The following is a 16,628-nucleotide window of genomic DNA, read 5'->3' as shown; positions in this document are numbered from 1 at the left end:
CGGAGGCGGCGCATGACCTTCGTACAGCTCATCGAGTGCAGGACGAGCCGGCTGGACGAGATGAACCGGCTCATGGACGACTGGGTCCAGCAGACCAAGGGGAAGCGGACGGCGACGCACGCGGTGGTCGGCACGGACCGGTCGGACGCGTCGCACGTCGTCGAAGTGCTGGAGTTCCCGTCGTACGAGGACGCGATGCGGAACTCGAACCTCCCGGAGACGGACCGGATCTTCCGGGGGCTGGTGGCCCTGTGCGACGAGATGCCGACGTTCGTCGACCTGGACGTCGTGCGGGACGAGAGCCTGCCCGAGGGCGTGGTGCGCGGGTTCTTCGAGGCGCTGTGCGCCGAGGGTGACCTGCCGCCGCTCAACGACCTGCTGGAAGAGGACGTCCACAGCCACGACCCGATGAACCCGCAGGACACCATCGGGCTGGACAACGTCCGCGCCGAGTTCCGGATGTGGCGCGGCGCCTTCGACTTCGCGTTCACGGTGGAGGACGTGCTCAGCCAGGGCGACCGGTCCTGCGCGCGGTGGACCTGGTACGCCGCGCACCAGGGCGATTTCCTGGGGATCGCGCCGACCGGCAACCAGGTCACCATGACCGGGATGACGCTGTTCCGGTTCGGCGACGGCGGCAAGATCGCCGAGCTGTGGTGGCAGCACGACCAGCTGGGGCTGATGCAGCAGCTGGGGGCGCTCGACGCGTTGGAGCAGTAGGCGTTCCCCGGCCGTCGCAGCCCCTTGCCCCGGAGCGCGGATCATGGCATCTTGCGCATCCTGCCCCCGCTTCCGTGTGGGGGCGAGCCCCGATCTCCCTGCACGACGTGTAAGGGGGTCTTCGTTCCAGGAGGCCCTTGTGCACAGCGGTGACGCAGCCGGTACGCCCCTCAACTGGGACCTTTACCGCACGGCAGTGGTCGACATCCGTTTCGGGGACCGCACCCTCCGCGTGCGACCGCGTCCTTCGGGCACGGTCGAGGGTCGCTTCCCGGCACCGGCCCACGGCGCCACCATTCATGTGATCACCGCGTGGAATCCCCTCGGCCGTACCGCGCCGGCCGACGCCAACGCCCGCGCCCAGCGCCTGCTGCTCGACGACGTCCGCCGGCGGAGGCTCACCTGGTGGCCCGCGCAGGGAGGCGACGTACGCGGCCCGCACCGCGAGGAGAGCGTGGCCGTCGTCGGCCTGAGCGACACCGCGGCGCGCGACCTCGGCCGCCGCTTCGGCCAGGACGCGGTCTTCGCCTGGACTCCCCGCGAGTGGCGCGTCCTGGCCTGCGCCACCGGTGCCGTGGCGGCCGGCGGATGGGCGGTCTCCGGGGAGGACCACGCGAGGGCCGGTCTGGCCGGGCCGCACGAGCTGCCCCGCGGCTTCACCCACGTGTGTGAGGACGAGCGGGGCATGTAGAGGAGGGGGCGGGGGCGGCGCCGATACCGGCCGGTCCGCCCTGCCGCCGCGACGCACGGTGCCCGGCACCCCCCGAGGGGGTACCGGGCACGTGGTTCAGCTCAGCGCCGGGCTCAGTGGGCGTGGCCGTGGCTGTGGCCGTGGCCCGCGGCCTCCGGCTCCTCTTCCTTCTTCTCGACGACCAGGGTCTCGGTCGTGAGCAGCAGGGAGGCGATGGAGGCGGCGTTCTCCAGGGCGGAGCGGGTGACCTTGACCGGGTCGATGACGCCGGCCTTGATCAGGTCGCCGTACTCGCCGGTGGCGGCGTTGTAGCCCTGCCCCTTGTCCAGGTCCTTGACCTTGGACACGATGACGTAGCCCTCCTGGCCGGCGTTCTCGCCGATCCAGCGCAGCGGCTCGACCACGGCGTTGCGGACCACGGCGACACCGGTGGCCTCGTCGCCGGACTTGTCGAGGTTGCCGTCGAGCACCTTGGAGGCGTGGACCAGGGCGGAGCCACCACCGGAGACGATGCCCTCCTCGACCGCGGCGCGGGTCGCGGAGATGGCGTCCTCCAGACGGTGCTTCTTCTCCTTCAGCTCCACCTCGGTGGCGGCGCCGACCTTGATCACGCACACGCCGCCGGCCAGCTTCGCGAGGCGCTCCTGGAGCTTCTCGCGGTCCCAGTCGGAGTCGGTGGTCTCGATCTCGGCCTTGATCTGGGCGATGCGGCCCTGCACGTCCTCGGACTTGCCGGCGCCGTCGACGATCGTGGTGTCGTCCTTGGTGACGGTGACGCGGCGGGCGGAGCCGAGCACGTCGGTGCCGACCTGGTCGAGCTTGAGGCCGACCTCCTCGGAGATGACGGTGGCGCCGGTGAGGACGGCCATGTCCTGGAGCATCGCCTTGCGGCGGTCGCCGAAGCCGGGGGCCTTCACCGCGACGGCGTTGAAGGTGCCGCGGATCTTGTTGACGACCAGGGTCGACAGGGCCTCGCCCTCGACGTCCTCGGCGATGATCAGCAGCGGCTTGGAGGAGCCGGCCTGGATGACCTTCTCCAGCAGCGGCAGCAGGTCGGCGATGGCGGAGATCTTGCCCTGGTTGATGAGGATGTACGGGTCCTCCAGGACGGCCTCCATGCGCTCCTGGTCCGTCACGAAGTACGGCGACAGGTAGCCCTTGTCGAAGGCCATGCCCTCGGTGAAGTCCAGCTCCAGACCGAAGGTGTTGGACTCCTCGACGGTGATGACACCGTCCTTGCCGACCTTGTCCATGGCCTCGGCGATCAGCTCGCCGACCTGCTGGTCCTGGGCGGACAGCGCGGCGACGGCGGCGATGTCGGACTTCTCGTCGATCGGGCGGGCCGAGGCGAGCAGCTCCTCGGAGACGGCCTTGACGGCGGCGTCGATGCCCTTCTTCAGGGCGGCCGGGGAGGCGCCGGCGGCGACGTTCTTCAGGCCCTCGCGCACCAGCGCCTGGGCGAGGACGGTGGCGGTGGTGGTGCCGTCACCCGCGATGTCGTTGGTCTTGGTCGCCACCTCCTTCACCAGCTGCGCGCCGAGGTTCTCGTACGGGTCCTCGATCTCGACCTCGCGGGCGATCGTGACACCGTCGTTGGTGATGGTCGGGGCGCCGAACTTCTTGTCGATGACGACGTTGCGGCCGCGGGGGCCGATCGTCACCTTGACGGTGTCGGCAAGCTTGTTGACGCCGCGCTCAAGGGCGCGACGGGCGTCCTCGTCGAACTTCAGGATCTTCGCCATGGCAGCGGGAGCCCTCTCGGAAATCTGTGGGTGAAAACGCCGCGCCCCGGGCGCCCGGCTTCATATCGATCGCGGGGGGCCAGGGGCGCAGCTTCAAGCAGAGAGTCGCTTGAGGTGATTACTTCTCGATGATCGCGAGGACGTCGCGAGCCGAGAGGACGAGGTACTCGTCGCCGTTGTACTTCACCTCGGTGCCGCCGTACTTGCTGTAGAGGACGACGTCGCCGACCTTGACGTCGAGCGGCAGACGCTCGCCGTTCTCGAACCGGCCCGGGCCCACGGCGAGGACGGCGCCCTCCTGGGGCTTCTCCTTCGCGGTGTCCGGGATGACCAGGCCAGAGGCCGTGGTCTGCTCGGCGTCCAGCGGCTGGACCACGATGCGGTCCTCGAGCGGCTTGATGGCAACCTTGGAGCTGGCGGTCGTCACGATCCGACCTCCCCCTTCGGAGATCTCACGGGGTTAACTGTCTGAGGTGGCGACCAGGTCGATCCGTCGTCGCGGGTGCCGGACCTGCCCGTCGCGTTTGTCTGGCACTCTCCAGGGGGGAGTGCCAGACCCGAGACTATGACCGCGATTAGCACTCGGTCAAGCGGAGTGCCAATTGCCCGCGGCGCGTCGGCCGGATTCGCGACGCGAGGGCCGCCGCCCCGGGGGGTCGCCGCCGCCCCCGGACCCGCCGTCTGTCCGGCGCCGGACAGGCCGGACCTCACACGTAGTCCTCCAGGAAGCCCGCCGTCAGCCCTCTCCCCTGGGCCTCCGTCAGCACCCGTACCGTCCGTTCCCACAGCGCCGGCCTCCTCGACTCGTCGGGGCCCACCAGGACGATGTCGCCGGGGCGGAGGTGGTGGGCGCCGTGGGTGTAGGTGAGGCCGGCCGGGGTCAGGGCGGCACGCCACAGGACGAGCGCGGAGATGCCGCAGCCGGCCGCCGCGCGCAGGGTGGTGCGGTCGTAGGAGCCGTAGGGCGGGCGGAAGAGCCGGGGGCGGACGCCGAGGGCGGCGCGGAGGCGGTCCTGCTGGCCGCAGATCTCGGCGCGCTGGCCGGCGGACGGCAGTCCGGCCGGGGCCCGGTGGTCGACGGTGTGGTTCGCGATGCCGGCGCCGAGGGCGCGCAGGCGGGCGAAGTACGGGTAGCCGGGGGCGGCGACGCTGTCGGTGAGGAACAGGGTGACCGGGAGCCTCAGTTCGCGGACCATGTCGACGAAGCGGGGGTCCCGCTCGGCGCCGTCGTCGTAGGTGAGGAAGACGACCGGGTCGCGGGTGGGGACGCGGTCGACCACGGGGAGCGGGGCGCCGGCCCCGGTGCGCTCGGCGAGCGGGCGGGCCGGGTGCACCGGGGAGCGGGCGAGGGGCCGGGTCAGCCCCCAGGCGCGGTAGCGGTGGTCGGGGGCGGTGCCGTGCGGGCGTACCCCTTCGGCGGCCTTCTTGCCGAGGCGTTCGATGGGGTCGACGGACTGGGCGCAGCCCGTCAGGAGCAGGGCCGCGGCGAGGACCGCGGCCGGGCCCCGAGCCCGCCTCACAGGTAGTCCTCCAGGCGGGCCACGGCGTAGCCCTCGCGCGTGACCTTGTTCAGGAAGCGGCGCATGTCGTCCACCATCGTGCCGTCCCAGTCGTCCCGGCCGCGGAAGTGGGTGAGGACGATGTCGCCGCGGCGCAGCCGCTGGTCGTCCTCGCGGTACTCCCAGTGGTCGACGAAGACCTCCTCGTTCCAGATCGGCGCGTACTTGATGCCGCATTCCTTCGCGGCGACCAGGGTGTCCTGGTTGTAGTTGCCGTAGGGGGGACGGAAGACGGTGGGGGCCTTGCCGAACTGCTTCTTCATGATGGCCTGCATGCCGCAGATCTCGTCCTTCTGCTCCTCGTAGGACAGGCCCGGCAGGTAGGGGTGGTGCAGGGTGTGGTTGTTGAGGGTGTTGCCGTAGGACCGCATCTTGCGGAAGTAGGCGTAGTCGTCCTTGACCAGGTAGTCGCTGAGGAACGCGGTGTACGGGACCTTGAGCTCGCGCATCATGGCGAGGAACCGCGGGTCCTTCTCGGCGCCGTCGTCGATCGTCAGGAACACGACCTTGTCCCGGGTGGGGACCGTGGTGAAGACGGGGGGCAGGTGCCAGTCCTCCTGGTGGTCCACCTCGAACCCGTCGCGGGCGGTGATCCTCGGCTTGGCCGCGGGGGGCGGCGGGGGCGTGAGCGGGACCTGGTCCAGCCCCCAGCGCCGGGCGGCGGCGGCCAGCCGGGCGTGTTCGGCGGCCCGGCGCGCCGCCGGGTCCTGGGGCTGGGGCTGGGCGGGGCCACCGTGACCGGACGCGGTGCGCACGGACTCGGGTCCGGCGCAGCCGGAGAGCAGGGCGGCGGCGGCCAGCGTGGCGGCTCCGCCGCCGAGGGCCAGCCGCCGGAAATGAGTCCGACTTTTGTCATTTTGTACTACTGCTCGCATGGTGCCGGATCCTCCCAGGCCCCGGCCCGCGACCCCGGGCGACACCGCCGCCGGAGGCGCACCATCCACCGACTGGCCCACAATGTCCCGGTGAACGACCTCGCTCTGCTCCTCACCCCCGAAGGCCGCGCCCTCCTCGACGAGGTGCGCGACACCGAGCCCGCACAGGAGCTGGCCGTGGCCACCCGGCTGCGCCGCGACCACCCGGCCGAGCTGGTGTCGGCGGCGCTCGGCCAGGCCCGGCTGCGGCAGCGGGCGGTGGCGAAGTTCGGGGCCGGGGACGCCGGGCGCATGTTCTTCACGCCCAACGGGGTCGAGCAGTCGACGCGGGCCTCCGTGGCGGCGTACCGGGCCGGGCGGCTGAAGGAGCTGGGCGTGGCCTCCGTCGCCGACCTGTGCTGCGGGATCGGCGGGGACGCCATCGCGCTGGCGCGGGCCGGAATCCGGGTGCTGGCCGTGGACCGGGACCCGCTGACGGCGGCGGTGGCACGGGCGAACGCGGAGGCGCTGGGGCTGGCGGGCCTGATCGAGGTGCGCGAGGCCGATGTGACGGAGGTGGACACCGCCGGGTACGACGCGGTGTTCGTGGACCCGGCGCGCCGGGGCGCGCGCGGCCGGCTCTTCGATCCGGAGGCGTACTCGCCGCCGCTGTCCTGGGCGGTCGGGACGGCCCTCACGGCACCCCGCGCCGCACTGAAGATCGCCCCGGGCATCCCGCACGAGGTGGTCCCGGCCGCGGCCGAGGCCGAGTGGATCTCCGACGGCGGCGACGTGAAGGAGGCGGTGCTGTGGTTCGGGACCGGGGCGCCGGGCGCGGTGCGGGCCACGCTGCTGCCGGGTCCGCGCACGCTGCTCGGCCGCGGGCTGCCCGATCCGGGAGTCCGGCCGGTGGGGCGGTACCTGTACGAGCCGGACGGCGCCGTGATCCGCGCGCACCTGGTCGCGGAGGTGGCCGAGGAGGTCGGTGGGGGGCTCCTGGACCCCACCATCGCGTACGTCACCGCCGACGAGGCCCGGCCCACGCCGTACGCCACCGGTTACGAGATCACCGACCAGCTCCCGTTCAACGTCAAGAGGCTCAAGGCCCTGCTGCGGGAGCGCGAGGTCGGCACGCTGACCGTGAAGAAGCGCGGCTCGGCGGTCGAGCCGGAGGAGCTGCGCCGGAAGGTGAGACCGCAGGGGCCGAACGCGGCCACCGTCTTCCTCACCCGTGTCGCCGGGGCGCCGACGATGCTGATCGGCCGCCCGCTCGGCTGACGCTCAGCGGGAGGCGCGCGCCCGGTCCCGCAGCAGCCGCCGCTCCCTCTCGTTGCGGGTCAGCGCCGCCGCCCGCAGGAACTCCTCACGGGCCTCGGCGGCGCGGCCGAGGCGGGCCAGGAGATCACCGCGGACACTGGGCAGCAGGTGGTAGTCGCGCAGCGCGGGCGCGGCGGCCACGGCGTCCACCAGCTCCAGGCCCGCCGCCGGGCCGTCGGCCATCGACACGGCGACCGCGCGGTTCAGCTCGACCACCGGGGACGGCGCGCGGACGGCCAGCAGGCCGTACAGGGTGGCGATGGCGTGCCAGTCCGTCTCCTCGTAGGTGTACGCGCGTGCGTGGCACGCGGCGATGGCCGCCTGGAGGGTGTACGGGCCCGGGGGGCCGCTCGCGGTGGCCCCGGCGCGGTCGAGGGCGCGGATGCCACGGGCGATGAGCATGCGGTTCCAGCGGCGGCGGTCCTGGTCCTCCAGCAGCACCGGTGTGCCGTCGGGGCCGGTGCGGGCGGCGGCGCGGGACGCCTGGAACTCCAGCAGCGCGGTCAGGCCGTGCACCTCGGGCTCCTCGGGCATCAGCGCGGACAGCACCCGAGCCAGCCGCAGCGCGTCCTCGCACAGGCCGGGACGCAGCAGGTCGTCGCCGGCGGTGGCCGCGTACCCCTCGTTGAAGATCAGGTAGATGACGTCCAGCACGGAGCCGAGGCGGGCCTCGCGGTCGGGGCCGTACGGCACCTCGAAGGCGACGTTCCGCTTCGCCAGGGTGCGCTTGGCGCGGACGATCCGCTGGGCGACCGTCGGCTCGGGCACCAGGCAGGCACGGGCGATCTCGGCCGTGCTCAGGCCGCCGAGCAGGCGCAGCGTGAGCGCGGTGCGGGCCTCCGGCGACAGCACCGGGTGGCAGGCGGTGAAGACCAGCCGGAGCAGGTCGTCGTCGATGTCGTCCGGGTCGGCCGGTGCGTCGTACGAGGGCGGGGCCGCGGCCAGGTCGCGGCCGAGCTCGGCGAGTTTGCGGGCGTAGGTCTCGCGGCGCCGGACCAGGTCGACGGCCCGGTGCCGGGCGGTGGCCATGAGCCAGGCGCCGGGGTTGTCCGGCACCCCGTCCCGCGGCCACCGCTCCAGGGCGGCGACCAGGGCGTCCTGGGCCAGTTCCTCGGCGATGCCGACGTCCCGGACGATCCGGGCGACGCCGGCGATCACCCGCGGCGACTCCAGGCGGAAGACGGTCTCGATGGCGTGCGCCGTGGCGGGCTGTGTCTCCACAGCCCACCATGCAACACCCTGGACGGCGGCGGGCCAAACGGCCTCAGCCCTCGGCGATCTCCCGCAGCTCGCAGGCCAGCCGCCACTCCGGGCCGTGGATCTTCAGGAAGCGCTGCGTCCACTCCAGGGCCTCGGCCCGGTCCTTGCACTGCATGAGCGCGTAGCCGCCGACGACCTCCTTGGACTCGGTGAACGGGCCGTCGGTCACGGAGACCTTCTCGCCGTTCCAGTCCATCCGGGCCGCCTCGGCGGAGGGGGTGAGCCCGGCGGTGTCGAGCAGCACACCGGCCTTGGTCATCTCCTCGATCAGCTCACCCATCCGCCGCATCAGCTCCGCGCTGGGGCCCCCGGCGGGGGCGGCGGACTCGTCGACGCGCACGAGCGACAGGTAGCGGGGCATGGTGACTCCTCCGGTCGGGGCGGCGGGTCCGTTCCCGCCGCTCACCCCTTGCGTCGAACGGGGGACATCAGGATCGACACGCTCGCGGAAAGAATTTCCGGGATCTTCTCCAGCGTCCCGGCGGCCGGGCGGCACCGGCTCAGCGCAGGGAGGCCCAGAGGTCCTTCGCCGCCGGTTCCCGGGCGACGACCCGGTTGGGGTCGGAGGGCGCCGTGACGACCGGCATGGTCACCGTCCGCACCCGGTCGGCGGTCAGCCCCTTCAGGCTCCGGCCGAGGCTCACCAGCTCGTTCAGGGAGTTCAGGCCGGTGTCGGTGGTGATGCTGGCGGTGACGGCGTCGGCGACCCGGTACAGCCGGGCCGGGTCGGTCAGCAGGCCGGCGCCGGAGATCCGCTCCAGCAGGGCCTTGACCAGCGTCTGCTGGAGCCCTATCCGGCCCAGGTCGCTGCCGTCGCCTATGCCGTGCCGGGTGCGGGCGAGGGCGAGGGCCTGCTTGCCGCCGAGGTGGTGGGCGCCGGCCTTCAGGTGCAGGTGGCTCTTGTCGTCGTCGATGTCCTGGCCGGTGGTGACGTCGACCCCGCCGAGCGCGTCGACCAGCTTGGCGAAGCCGGAGAAGTCGATCTCCAGGTAGTGGTCCATGCGGACGCCGGTGAGGGTCTCGGCGGTCTTCACCGCGCACACCGGGCCGCCCACCGCGTAGGCGCTGTTGAACATGGCGCCGTACACCGGTGCCGTGCTGCCTCCGGAGGTGAGCGGGCAGGACGGGCGGGTGACGAGGGTGTCGCGCGGGATGCTGACGACGGTGGCCCGCGTGCGGCCCGCGTCGATGTGCACGACCATCGCGGTGTCGGACCGGGCTCCGCCGCTGTCGCCGCCGCCCAGCTCCTGGTTGTCCTTGCCGCTGCGCGAGTCCGAGCCGAGGACCAGGATGTTGAGGGAGCCGGTGGGCAGCGGGGAGGCGTCCGCCGGGGCGGTCGCGGAGGGGGCGGCCACGGCCCTGGCCGGACGGTCGTCGCCGAGTGCGCCGTCGATGTCGACGCTCGTGATGTTGCGGTCGAGGTGCCGGTAGGCCCAGCCGGCCGCCGCCAGGCCCAGGACCAGGGTGCCCGCCAGAGCGAGGCCGACGATCTTCACCGCTCTCGAGCGCCGGCCCACCCGTCTGCCCGCGTCGCCGCCTTGCTCCTCGTGTCGCGTCACGACAGGAACATAAGTCCGAATTATTAGGGGACTGTTAGCGGAAGCCGCCAGAGCCGGTTTTCTTGTGAAATTCTCATCCACGCGGCAGCGAACGCCCGTTCGCGCGACCTGGCAAAGGGGGCGCCCCGCGCGGACCGCTAGGCGGCCGGAGGCGCGTCCGTGCTCGACCGCACCACCAGGCTCGTCGCCAGCTCCACCCGGGTCGCCGCCCGCTCCTCCCGCTCGCTCCCCAGCTCCAGCACCAGCCGGGCCGCGGCCTCGGCCATCTCGGTGAGCGGCTGCCGTACGGTCGTCAGCGGCGGGCCCACCCAGCGGGCCACCGGCAGATCGTCGAAGCCGACCACGCTGAGGTCCTCCGGAACGCGCAGACCCAGCTCACGGGCGGCCTCGTACAAGCCGAGCGCCTGAAGGTCGTTGCCCGCGAAGACGGCGGTCGGCCGGTCCGGGCGGCGCAGCAGCTCCAGGCCCAGGCGGTAGCCCGCATCGTGGTGGAAGTCGCCGGCCACGACGAGGGAGGGGTCGACGGGCAGTCCGGCCGTCTCCAGGGCCGCCCGGTAGCCGTCGACCCGGGCCCGGCTGCACATCATCCGGGACGGGCCGCTGATGGCGCCGATCCGGGTGTGGCCGAGTTCCACCAGGTGGCGGGTGGCGGCGAGACCGCCCTGCCAGTTGGTGGCGCCGATCGACGGCACGTCGGGGCCCGGGTCGCCGGCCGGGTCCATCACCACGAACGGGATGGAGCGGCTGGTCAGCAGCGCCCGCTGGGACTCGTCGAGTTCGGAGAGCACCAGCACCACGCCGTGCGGGCGGCGGGCGGCGACCTGGTCGGCCCAGGTGCGGCCGGGGGTGAGCCGGCCGGCCGACTCGGACAGGACCACGCTCAGCCCGGCGTCCCGGGCGACGTTCTCCACGCCCCGGATGACCTCCATCGCCCAGGCGCTCTCCAGCTCGTGGAAGACCACGTCGATCAGCGGCGAGCGGGAGGCCTCGGCGCGGCGGCGCCGGTAGCCGTAGGCGCGCAGCAGCTCCTCGACGCGGGTGCGGGTGGCAGGAGAGACGTCGGCCCGGCCGTTGAGGACCTTCGAAACAGTCGGAGCGGAGACCCCCGCCTCACGGGCGATCTCGGCGAGGGTCGCCGTCTGCGTTCCTGCGGGCTTCGAGGGCTTCATGCCCGCGATCGTATCTCCGCCGGACCGCTTGACGAAGCCCTCGGAACCACCGGAGGCCGTCGGAACTTTCGGAAGATCGGACGAAACATTCGAGCACACGTCCGTCACCTGTCCGCGCAACGCGAACACCCCGCCGCCGGGAACCCGGGGGCGGGGTGTCGAGTGGAGCGCCGGGCAGGCCTTGCACCTGCATCTCCCCGCAGGAAGCGGGGCGTCTTTCCTTGGACCACCAACGCACTGCGTCCGTACCGGAGTTCCGGCCGTTCGCTGTGTGATGATCATAGCGCAGTCGGGGCGGTTTCCCCAACTCAGCCCTCGGCCACCGCCTCGAACCGCCACCGGTGCACCGACCGGGTCACCAACTCCGGGTCGGGTTCCGGCAGTTCGGGCAGCGGGGCGTCGTACGGCGCGTCCCACCACGTGACGACCAGCACCCGGTCCTGCGGCGCGCGGAAGGTCTCGCGGCGCAACGGCTCGGCGGCGAGGGGCTGTTCGCGCACCCAGGCCAGCAGGTCCGCGCCCCGGCCCGCGGCGGCCCGGGCCTCCCACATCAGGGCGACGGTCACGAGTAGAGGTTCTCCTTGCTGACCTCGTGCACGTGGTCGTGGCCGGGCACGTGCGGGTCGGTCACCGGCAGGGAGGAGTCGGCCGACAGGTCCCAGCCGGACGCGGCCCGGTTGCGGGCGACCATCTCGGCGCCGAGCGCGGCCACCATCGCGCCGTTGTCCGTGCACAGCTTGGGACGCGGTACGCGCAGCCGGATGCCGGCCGCCTCGCAGCGCTCCTGGGCGAGGGCGCGCAGCCGGGAGTTGGCCGCCACACCGCCGCCGATCATCAGGTGGTCCACGCCCTCGTCCTTGCAGGCGCGGACGGCCTTGCGGGTCAGCACGTCGACCACGGCCTCCTGGAAGGAGGCGGCCACGTCGCGGACCGGGACCTCCTCGCCGGCCGCGCGCCTGGCCTCGATCCAGCGGGCCACGGCGGTCTTCAGGCCCGAGAAGGAGAAGTCGTAGGCCGGGTCGCGCGGGCCGGTCAGGCCGCGCGGGAAGGCGATGGCCCGCGGGTCGCCCTCCCTGGCGTACCGGTCGATGACCGGGCCGCCGGGGAAGCCCAGGTTCAGCACGCGCGCGATCTTGTCGAAGGCCTCGCCGGCCGCGTCGTCGATGGTCGAGCCCATCGGCCGGACGTCCGAGGTGATGTCCGTCGAGAGCAGCAGCGAGGAGTGGCCGCCGGACACCAGCAGGGCCATCGTCGGCTCGGGCAGCGGGCCGTGCTCCAGCTGGTCCACGCAGATGTGGGAGGCGAGGTGGTTGACGCCGTACAGCGGCTTGCCGAGCGCGTAGGCGTACGCCTTGGCCGCCGAGACGCCGACGAGCAGGGCGCCCGCGAGTCCGGGGCCCGCGGTGACCGCGATGCCGTCCAGGTCCTTGGCGCCGACCCCCGCCTCCTTCAGCGCGCGGTCGATGGTGGGGACCATCGCCTCCAGGTGCGCCCGGGACGCCACCTCCGGCACGACACCGCCGAAGCGGGCGTGCTCGTCGACGCTGGAGGCGACGGCGTCCGCCAGCAGGGTGGTGCCGCGGACGATGCCGACGCCGGTCTCGTCGCAGGAGGTCTCGATGCCGAGTACGAGAGGCTCGTCGCGTGAGTCAGTCATTGATATCGGTTCCTTGTACTGAGGCGGAGCCCGCGGCCGCGCCGCTGCCGGGTTCCGTGGTCAGGCGCATCACCAGGGCGTCGACGTTGCCCGGCTGGTAGTAGCCGCGCCGGAAGCCGATGGGGGTGAAGCCGAAGCGCTCGTAGAGCTTCTGCGCGGGGAGGTTGTCCACCCGGCATTCGAGCATCACCTCGTGGCACTCGAACGCGGTCGCCGCGCGCAGCAGCTCGGTCAGCAGGCGGGCGCCGAGGCCGGTGCCCTGGTGGTCGCGGGCGACGGCGATGGTCTGCACGTCGGCCAGGTCGCCGGCGGCGGCCAGGCCCGCGTATCCGACGATCCGGCCGTCGGCGGACTCGGCGACGAGATAGCACCGGGTGGCCTCGGGGCCCCGGGAGTGGGCCAGCTCGGACCAGAACATGCCCCGGGACCAGGCGTCCTCGGGGAACAGGTCCCGTTCGAGCCCCAGGACCGGGTCGAGGTCCCACCAGCGCATCTCGCGCAGTCGGGGGGGTGCCGGCTGTGTCACTTGGGGGTGACCACCTTGTAGTTCTTGGGGACCTGGGCGTCCGGCCGGCGCAGGTACAGCGGCCGGGGGGCCGTGAGCTCCTCGCCCGCGGCCAGCTTCTCCGCGGCGAGCGAGGCCAGGGCCGCGGCGGACACGTGCTCGGGCTCGTGGGCGCGCGGGAACGTGTCCGGGTAGAGCAGCGCGCCGGCGCCGACCGCGGGGAGGCCCGCGACCCGCTCGGCGATGTCGGCCGGGCGGTCGACGGCCGGGCCGGTCAGCCGGGTCCGGGAGTCGGCGTAGGTGGCCCAGTAGACCTCCTTGCGCCGGGCGTCGGTCGCCACGACGAAGGGGCCCTGTTCGATGTCGGCGGCGTAGGCGAGGCCGTCCAGCGTGCACAGGCCGTGCACGGGGACGCCGAGCGCGAGGCCGAAGGTGTCGGCGGTCATCAGGCCGACGCGCAGACCGGTGTAGGGGCCGGGCCCGGTGCCGACGACGATCCCGGTGACGGCCTCCAGCTTCAGTCCGGCCCCGGTGAGGACCCGGTCGACGGCCGGCAGCAGCAGCTCTCCGTGCCGGCGCGCGTCCACCTGGCTCGACGAGGCGATGACGCCGGTGCCGTCGTGCAGGGCGACGGTGACGGCGGGTGTGGCGGTATCCAGAGCGAGCAAGAGCACGCGAACAGCCTACGGCGCTCGCGCCGCCCGCAGGGTCGTCCGGGACGGACGGTCACCGACTGCTACGGTCTGTAGGAAGTACGACATTTACACCGGATGACGGCACTAGGCAGAGGTGGCGCAGGTGGCAGGGACCAGCTCGGGGATCGTGGCCGCCCTCACCGCGGCGGCGCTGGGAACGGTCGGGTTCCTCGCCTACCGGGCCCAGGCGACCGTCCCGGCGGCCCTGGGCGCGGCACCGGCGGTGCACGCCACCCCCACCTCCAAGGCGCCCCGGGACCGGCACCACCCGTCCGCCCTGCCGAGCGGCTCCGGAACGGGTGAGCGGGTCGTGTACTCGCTGGACGACGACCGGGTCTGGCTGGTCGCCCCCGGCAACCGGGTGCAGCGGACCTTCCCGGTGCGGCCGGGCAGCGTCGACCCGCCGGCCGGCACGTACTGGGTCACGTCCCGCTCCAGCACGGCCACCGGCACGGACAGCGTCCCCATCGAGCACGTGGTGCGGTTCACCAGCGTGGACGGGGTGACCGTCGGGTTCAGCGCGGCCGTGGACGGCGGCACGGAGGGGACCGCGGCGGACCCCGGCGTGAAGACGGGCGGCATCCGGGAGACGCGGGTGGACGGGAACGCGATGTGGAACTTCGCGACGATCGGCGTGAAGGTCGTGGTGATCCGCTAGGGCCTCTCGTTCGGATCATGCCGGGCTCGCGGGGGTCCGGCCTGATCCGAACGAAAGACCCTAGGCGCGGTGCCCGGACCCGCCGCCCGGCGGCCGCGGGGACGGCGTGGCGGGGCGCGGCCGGGCGCCGGCCGCCTGCTCGTCCCGCGCGGCTTCGCAGGGTTCGGGCCGCGGCGGCCTGGAGATCGCGTCCGCCGCAGCGCAGGCCGCCAGCAGATCACGCATGGACACCGGTTGCACCGCGGGCATGGACGCCTCCTGAGCTGCGGGGGCGGACGTACTTAGGCACACCTAAGTACGGGCTGGGTACCATGTGACCACGCCCGGGATGTCCCGCGCAATATCTTGCCGACGGCTTGTCGGAATGTGTCGGCGGTCTCAGCCGGACAGCGTTTCCAGGTCCGTCTCGGACCAGCGTTCGCCCAGGCCGGTGACGGTCACGTGCCGTACCTCGTCCGTGGTGTCGCCGACCGCGCGGTGGATGACCACCTGGAGGCGGTCCTCGGTCAGCTCCTCGACCTTGCCCTCGCCCCATTCCACGACGATCACCGAGTCGGGCAGCGAGACGTCGAGGTCCAGGTCCTCCATCTCGTCCAGGCCGCCGGAGAGCCGGTAGGCGTCGACGTGCACCAGGGGCGGCCCGTCGCCGAGGGACGGGTGCACCCGGGCGATCACGAAGGTCGGCGAGGTGACCGCGCCGCGCACGCCCAGGCCCTCACCGAGCCCGCGGGTCAGCGTGGTCTTGCCCGCGCCCAGCTCGCCGGAGAGCATCACCAGGTCGCCCGCGCGCAGCAGCTTGGCCAGTCGGCGGCCCAGCTCGCGCATCTGCTCCGGGGAGGTGACGGTCAGCTGGGTCTCAGCGGGGTTGTGCGGTGCTGCTGGTGCTTCCATAGCCACTTACGGTAGCCCCTGCGGGCACCGCACCCGCACGGGTCAGCAGGTCGGCGAGGCGGTCGGTGACCACTTCCGGGTGCTCCAGCATCACCAGGTGCCCCGCGTCCGGCACGAGCACCAGCTCGGCGTCGGGCAGCAGGTCGGCGATGGCCTCGCTGTGCTCGCTGGGCGTGACCAGGTCCTGGACGCCGGCCAGCACCAGCACCGGCATGTCGCGGAAGCAGACGAGCGCCCCGGTCTTGTCGTGGTCGGTGAAGGCCGGGTAGAACTCGGCGACCACGTCGATCGGGGTGGACTCGATCATCCGCTCTGCGAAGCGCTCCACGGCCGGGTCGACGTCCCGGCCCGCGAACGAGTACCGCTTGATGATCCCGGCGAACAGGTCGGCGGTGGCCCGGCGCCCCTTCTCCACCCACTCCGCCTGCTGTCCGAGCGCCTTGAGCACTCCGGGGAGGATCCGGCGGACCGCGTTGACGCCGGCCACCGGCAGCCCGAAGTTGACCTCGCCGAGCCGCCCGGACGACGTCCCGACGAAGGCGGTGGCCACGACCCGGTCCCGGATCAGCTCGGGGTACTGCGCGGCGAGGGCCATCATGGTCATGCCGCCCATCGAGTGACCGACCAGCACCAGGGGCCCGTCCGGTGCGGCGGCGTCGAGCACGGCCTTCAGATCGCGGCCGAGCTGGTCGATGGTGAGGGGCTCCCGGTCCCGGGTCTGGGCCACGCCCCGCCCGGACCGCCCGTGACTGCGCTGGTCCCAGTGCACCGTCCGTACGACCCCGCGCAGGGCCGCGCGCTGGAAGTGCCAGGAGTCCTGGCTGAGGCAGTAGCCGTGGCAGAAGACGACGGTGACCGGGGCGGGGGCCTTGCGGCCGAAGAGCCGGCGCCGGCGCGGCGAGACGTTCGGGCCGGTGTCGGGCTCGGCCTCGTCGACCTCGTAGTACAGCTCGGTGCCGTCGTCGGCGTACGCCTTGCCCGGGGTGCCGCGCAGGGTGCCGTAGGGGCCCGCCGCGTCCAGCGCCAGCCGGGCCCTGCGGCGCATTCCGCGCCCCACCGTCATCCGTTCGACGGCGACACCGGCCGCCGCTCCCGCGGCGAGCACGCCTATCGCGGCGCCGGCGATGCCGGTCGCCCTGCGCCAGCTCCCGGCCGCCCCCGCCGCGGAGGCGGCGGCCGCCGAGGCGACGACGTCCGCCACGAGCTCCGCGCTGCTCTCGGTCACGTACCGCTCCTCTTCGCCGTACTGCAGTTCGCCTGGGTGGGTGCCGCCGCGGAACGGGTTACCCGAGTTCTCGCGCGTTCACATGAAGGCGCCCGGCCGGACGCGGTGGACGCGTTCAGGTGGGCA

At 73.0% G+C, this 16,628-nt stretch carries 18 protein-coding genes; 4 read left to right on the top strand and 14 right to left on the bottom strand.

Translation table 11 applies throughout. From position 1 onward, the window contains the following. Positions 1 to 12 precede the first annotated feature (12 nt). Both ACZ5DC_RS13755 and ACZ5DC_RS13750 read left to right on the top strand, forming a co-directional pair. Complete coding sequence (locus ACZ5DC_RS13755; protein WP_468652363.1) at positions 13 to 720, top strand: ester cyclase; 708 nt, start codon at positions 13 to 15, stop codon at positions 718 to 720. A gap of 139 nt (positions 721 to 859) precedes the next feature. Continuing rightward, positions 860 to 1,411, top strand: coding sequence for a DUF3293 domain-containing protein (locus ACZ5DC_RS13750; RefSeq protein WP_468652361.1), 552 nt, complete (start codon positions 860 to 862; stop codon positions 1,409 to 1,411). 113 nt (positions 1,412 to 1,524) lie between these two features. Here the strand turns inward: ACZ5DC_RS13750 and groL are convergent, their stop codons facing one another. From groL to ACZ5DC_RS13730, 4 genes are all read right to left on the bottom strand, one after another. Beyond that, entirely contained in the window at positions 1,525 to 3,153 is a 1,629-nt protein-coding gene (gene groL, locus ACZ5DC_RS13745) for a chaperonin GroEL (RefSeq protein ID WP_468652359.1), read from the bottom strand. 118 nt (positions 3,154 to 3,271) lie between these two features. Further along, a complete protein-coding gene (gene groES / locus ACZ5DC_RS13740) occupies positions 3,272 to 3,580 on the bottom strand; it encodes a co-chaperone GroES (protein ID WP_004955293.1) in 309 nt (102 codons plus the stop codon). A 280-nt stretch (positions 3,581 to 3,860) separates the two neighbouring features. Then, the gene (locus ACZ5DC_RS13735; protein ID WP_468652356.1) at positions 3,861 to 4,673 is read right to left on the bottom strand and encodes a polysaccharide deacetylase family protein; all 813 of its coding nucleotides are present in this window, start codon (positions 4,671 to 4,673) and stop codon (positions 3,861 to 3,863) included. Beyond that, entirely contained in the window at positions 4,670 to 5,587 is a 918-nt protein-coding gene (locus ACZ5DC_RS13730; RefSeq protein WP_468652354.1) for a polysaccharide deacetylase family protein, read from the bottom strand. Before ACZ5DC_RS13730 ends, ACZ5DC_RS13735 begins: the two co-directional genes overlap by 4 nt. Before the next feature lie 90 nt (positions 5,588 to 5,677). On the opposite strand from ACZ5DC_RS13730, the gene ACZ5DC_RS13725 reads away from it, so the two are divergent. Continuing rightward, a complete protein-coding gene (locus tag ACZ5DC_RS13725; RefSeq protein ID WP_468652352.1) occupies positions 5,678 to 6,844 on the top strand; it encodes a THUMP-like domain-containing protein in 1,167 nt (388 codons plus the stop codon). Between the two features lie 3 nt (positions 6,845 to 6,847). Here ACZ5DC_RS13725 and ACZ5DC_RS13720 read toward each other — a convergent pair whose 3' ends face one another. The 8 genes from ACZ5DC_RS13720 to tsaB form a co-directional block, all read right to left on the bottom strand. Continuing rightward, positions 6,848 to 8,104 carry an RNA polymerase sigma factor gene (locus ACZ5DC_RS13720; RefSeq protein ID WP_468652350.1) on the bottom strand — a complete coding sequence of 419 codons (1,257 nt, stop codon included), beginning with the start codon at positions 8,102 to 8,104 and terminating at the stop codon, positions 6,848 to 6,850. A 43-nt stretch (positions 8,105 to 8,147) separates the two neighbouring features. Beyond that, positions 8,148 to 8,504, bottom strand: a complete 357-nt coding sequence (locus ACZ5DC_RS13715) for a YciI family protein (RefSeq protein WP_366748584.1) — start codon at positions 8,502 to 8,504, stop codon at positions 8,148 to 8,150. Positions 8,505 to 8,643: 139 nt separating this feature from the next. Next, positions 8,644 to 9,702, bottom strand: coding sequence for an LCP family protein (locus ACZ5DC_RS13710; RefSeq protein ID WP_468652347.1), 1,059 nt, complete (start codon positions 9,700 to 9,702; stop codon positions 8,644 to 8,646). A 137-nt stretch (positions 9,703 to 9,839) separates the two neighbouring features. After that, positions 9,840 to 10,871: a LacI family DNA-binding transcriptional regulator gene (locus ACZ5DC_RS13705; protein ID WP_366759649.1), complete on the bottom strand. Its 1,032-nt coding sequence runs from the start codon at positions 10,869 to 10,871 to the stop codon at positions 9,840 to 9,842. 308 nt (positions 10,872 to 11,179) lie between these two features. Continuing rightward, positions 11,180 to 11,437, bottom strand: coding sequence for a hypothetical protein (locus ACZ5DC_RS13700; RefSeq protein WP_468652345.1), 258 nt, complete (start codon positions 11,435 to 11,437; stop codon positions 11,180 to 11,182). After that, complete coding sequence (gene tsaD / locus ACZ5DC_RS13695; RefSeq protein ID WP_468652343.1) at positions 11,434 to 12,528, bottom strand: tRNA (adenosine(37)-N6)-threonylcarbamoyltransferase complex transferase subunit TsaD; 1,095 nt, start codon at positions 12,526 to 12,528, stop codon at positions 11,434 to 11,436. Before tsaD ends, ACZ5DC_RS13700 begins: the two co-directional genes overlap by 4 nt. After that, on the bottom strand, positions 12,521 to 13,021 hold the full coding sequence (gene rimI / locus ACZ5DC_RS13690; protein WP_366748794.1) for a ribosomal protein S18-alanine N-acetyltransferase: 501 nt from the start codon (positions 13,019 to 13,021) through the stop codon (positions 12,521 to 12,523). Before rimI ends, tsaD begins: the two co-directional genes overlap by 8 nt. A 29-nt stretch (positions 13,022 to 13,050) precedes the next feature. Further along, on the bottom strand, positions 13,051 to 13,707 hold the full coding sequence (gene tsaB / locus ACZ5DC_RS13685; protein WP_468652341.1) for a tRNA (adenosine(37)-N6)-threonylcarbamoyltransferase complex dimerization subunit type 1 TsaB: 657 nt from the start codon (positions 13,705 to 13,707) through the stop codon (positions 13,051 to 13,053). Positions 13,708 to 13,831: 124 nt separating this feature from the next. On the opposite strand from tsaB, the gene ACZ5DC_RS13680 reads away from it, so the two are divergent. Next, positions 13,832 to 14,386, top strand: a complete 555-nt coding sequence (locus ACZ5DC_RS13680; protein WP_468652339.1) for a hypothetical protein — start codon at positions 13,832 to 13,834, stop codon at positions 14,384 to 14,386. Between the two features lie 378 nt (positions 14,387 to 14,764). Here the strand turns inward: ACZ5DC_RS13680 and tsaE are convergent, their stop codons facing one another. Further along, entirely contained in the window at positions 14,765 to 15,277 is a 513-nt protein-coding gene (gene tsaE / locus ACZ5DC_RS13675; RefSeq protein WP_171153649.1) for a tRNA (adenosine(37)-N6)-threonylcarbamoyltransferase complex ATPase subunit type 1 TsaE, read from the bottom strand. Further along, the gene (locus ACZ5DC_RS13670) at positions 15,243 to 16,502 is read right to left on the bottom strand and encodes an alpha/beta fold hydrolase (RefSeq protein WP_366748575.1); all 1,260 of its coding nucleotides are present in this window, start codon (positions 16,500 to 16,502) and stop codon (positions 15,243 to 15,245) included. Before ACZ5DC_RS13670 ends, tsaE begins: the two co-directional genes overlap by 35 nt. Positions 16,503 to 16,628 lie beyond the last annotated feature (126 nt).

Source organism: Streptomyces sp. NPDC031445, assembly GCF_055581365.1.
This window is presented reverse-complemented; position numbering and strand designations above follow the sequence as displayed.

What these genes read in the sequence shown, in the direction of transcription:
- ACZ5DC_RS13755 (WP_468652363.1), top strand. Translation starts at nt 13, where the DNA reads ATGACCTTCGTACAGCTCATCGAGTGCAGGACGAGCCGGCTGGACGAG.
- groL (WP_468652359.1), bottom strand. Translation starts at nt 3,153, where the DNA reads ATGGCGAAGATCCTGAAGTTCGACGAGGACGCCCGTCGCGCCCTTGAG.
- ACZ5DC_RS13730 (WP_468652354.1), bottom strand. Translation starts at nt 5,587, where the DNA reads ATGCGAGCAGTAGTACAAAATGACAAAAGTCGGACTCATTTCCGGCGG.
- ACZ5DC_RS13715 (WP_366748584.1), bottom strand. Translation starts at nt 8,504, where the DNA reads ATGCCCCGCTACCTGTCGCTCGTGCGCGTCGACGAGTCCGCCGCCCCC.
- ACZ5DC_RS13705 (WP_366759649.1), bottom strand. Translation starts at nt 10,871, where the DNA reads ATGAAGCCCTCGAAGCCCGCAGGAACGCAGACGGCGACCCTCGCCGAG.
- tsaD (WP_468652343.1), bottom strand. Translation starts at nt 12,528, where the DNA reads ATGACTGACTCACGCGACGAGCCTCTCGTACTCGGCATCGAGACCTCC.
- rimI (WP_366748794.1), bottom strand. Translation starts at nt 13,021, where the DNA reads ATGCGCTGGTGGGACCTCGACCCGGTCCTGGGGCTCGAACGGGACCTG.
- tsaE (WP_171153649.1), bottom strand. Translation starts at nt 15,277, where the DNA reads ATGGAAGCACCAGCAGCACCGCACAACCCCGCTGAGACCCAGCTGACC.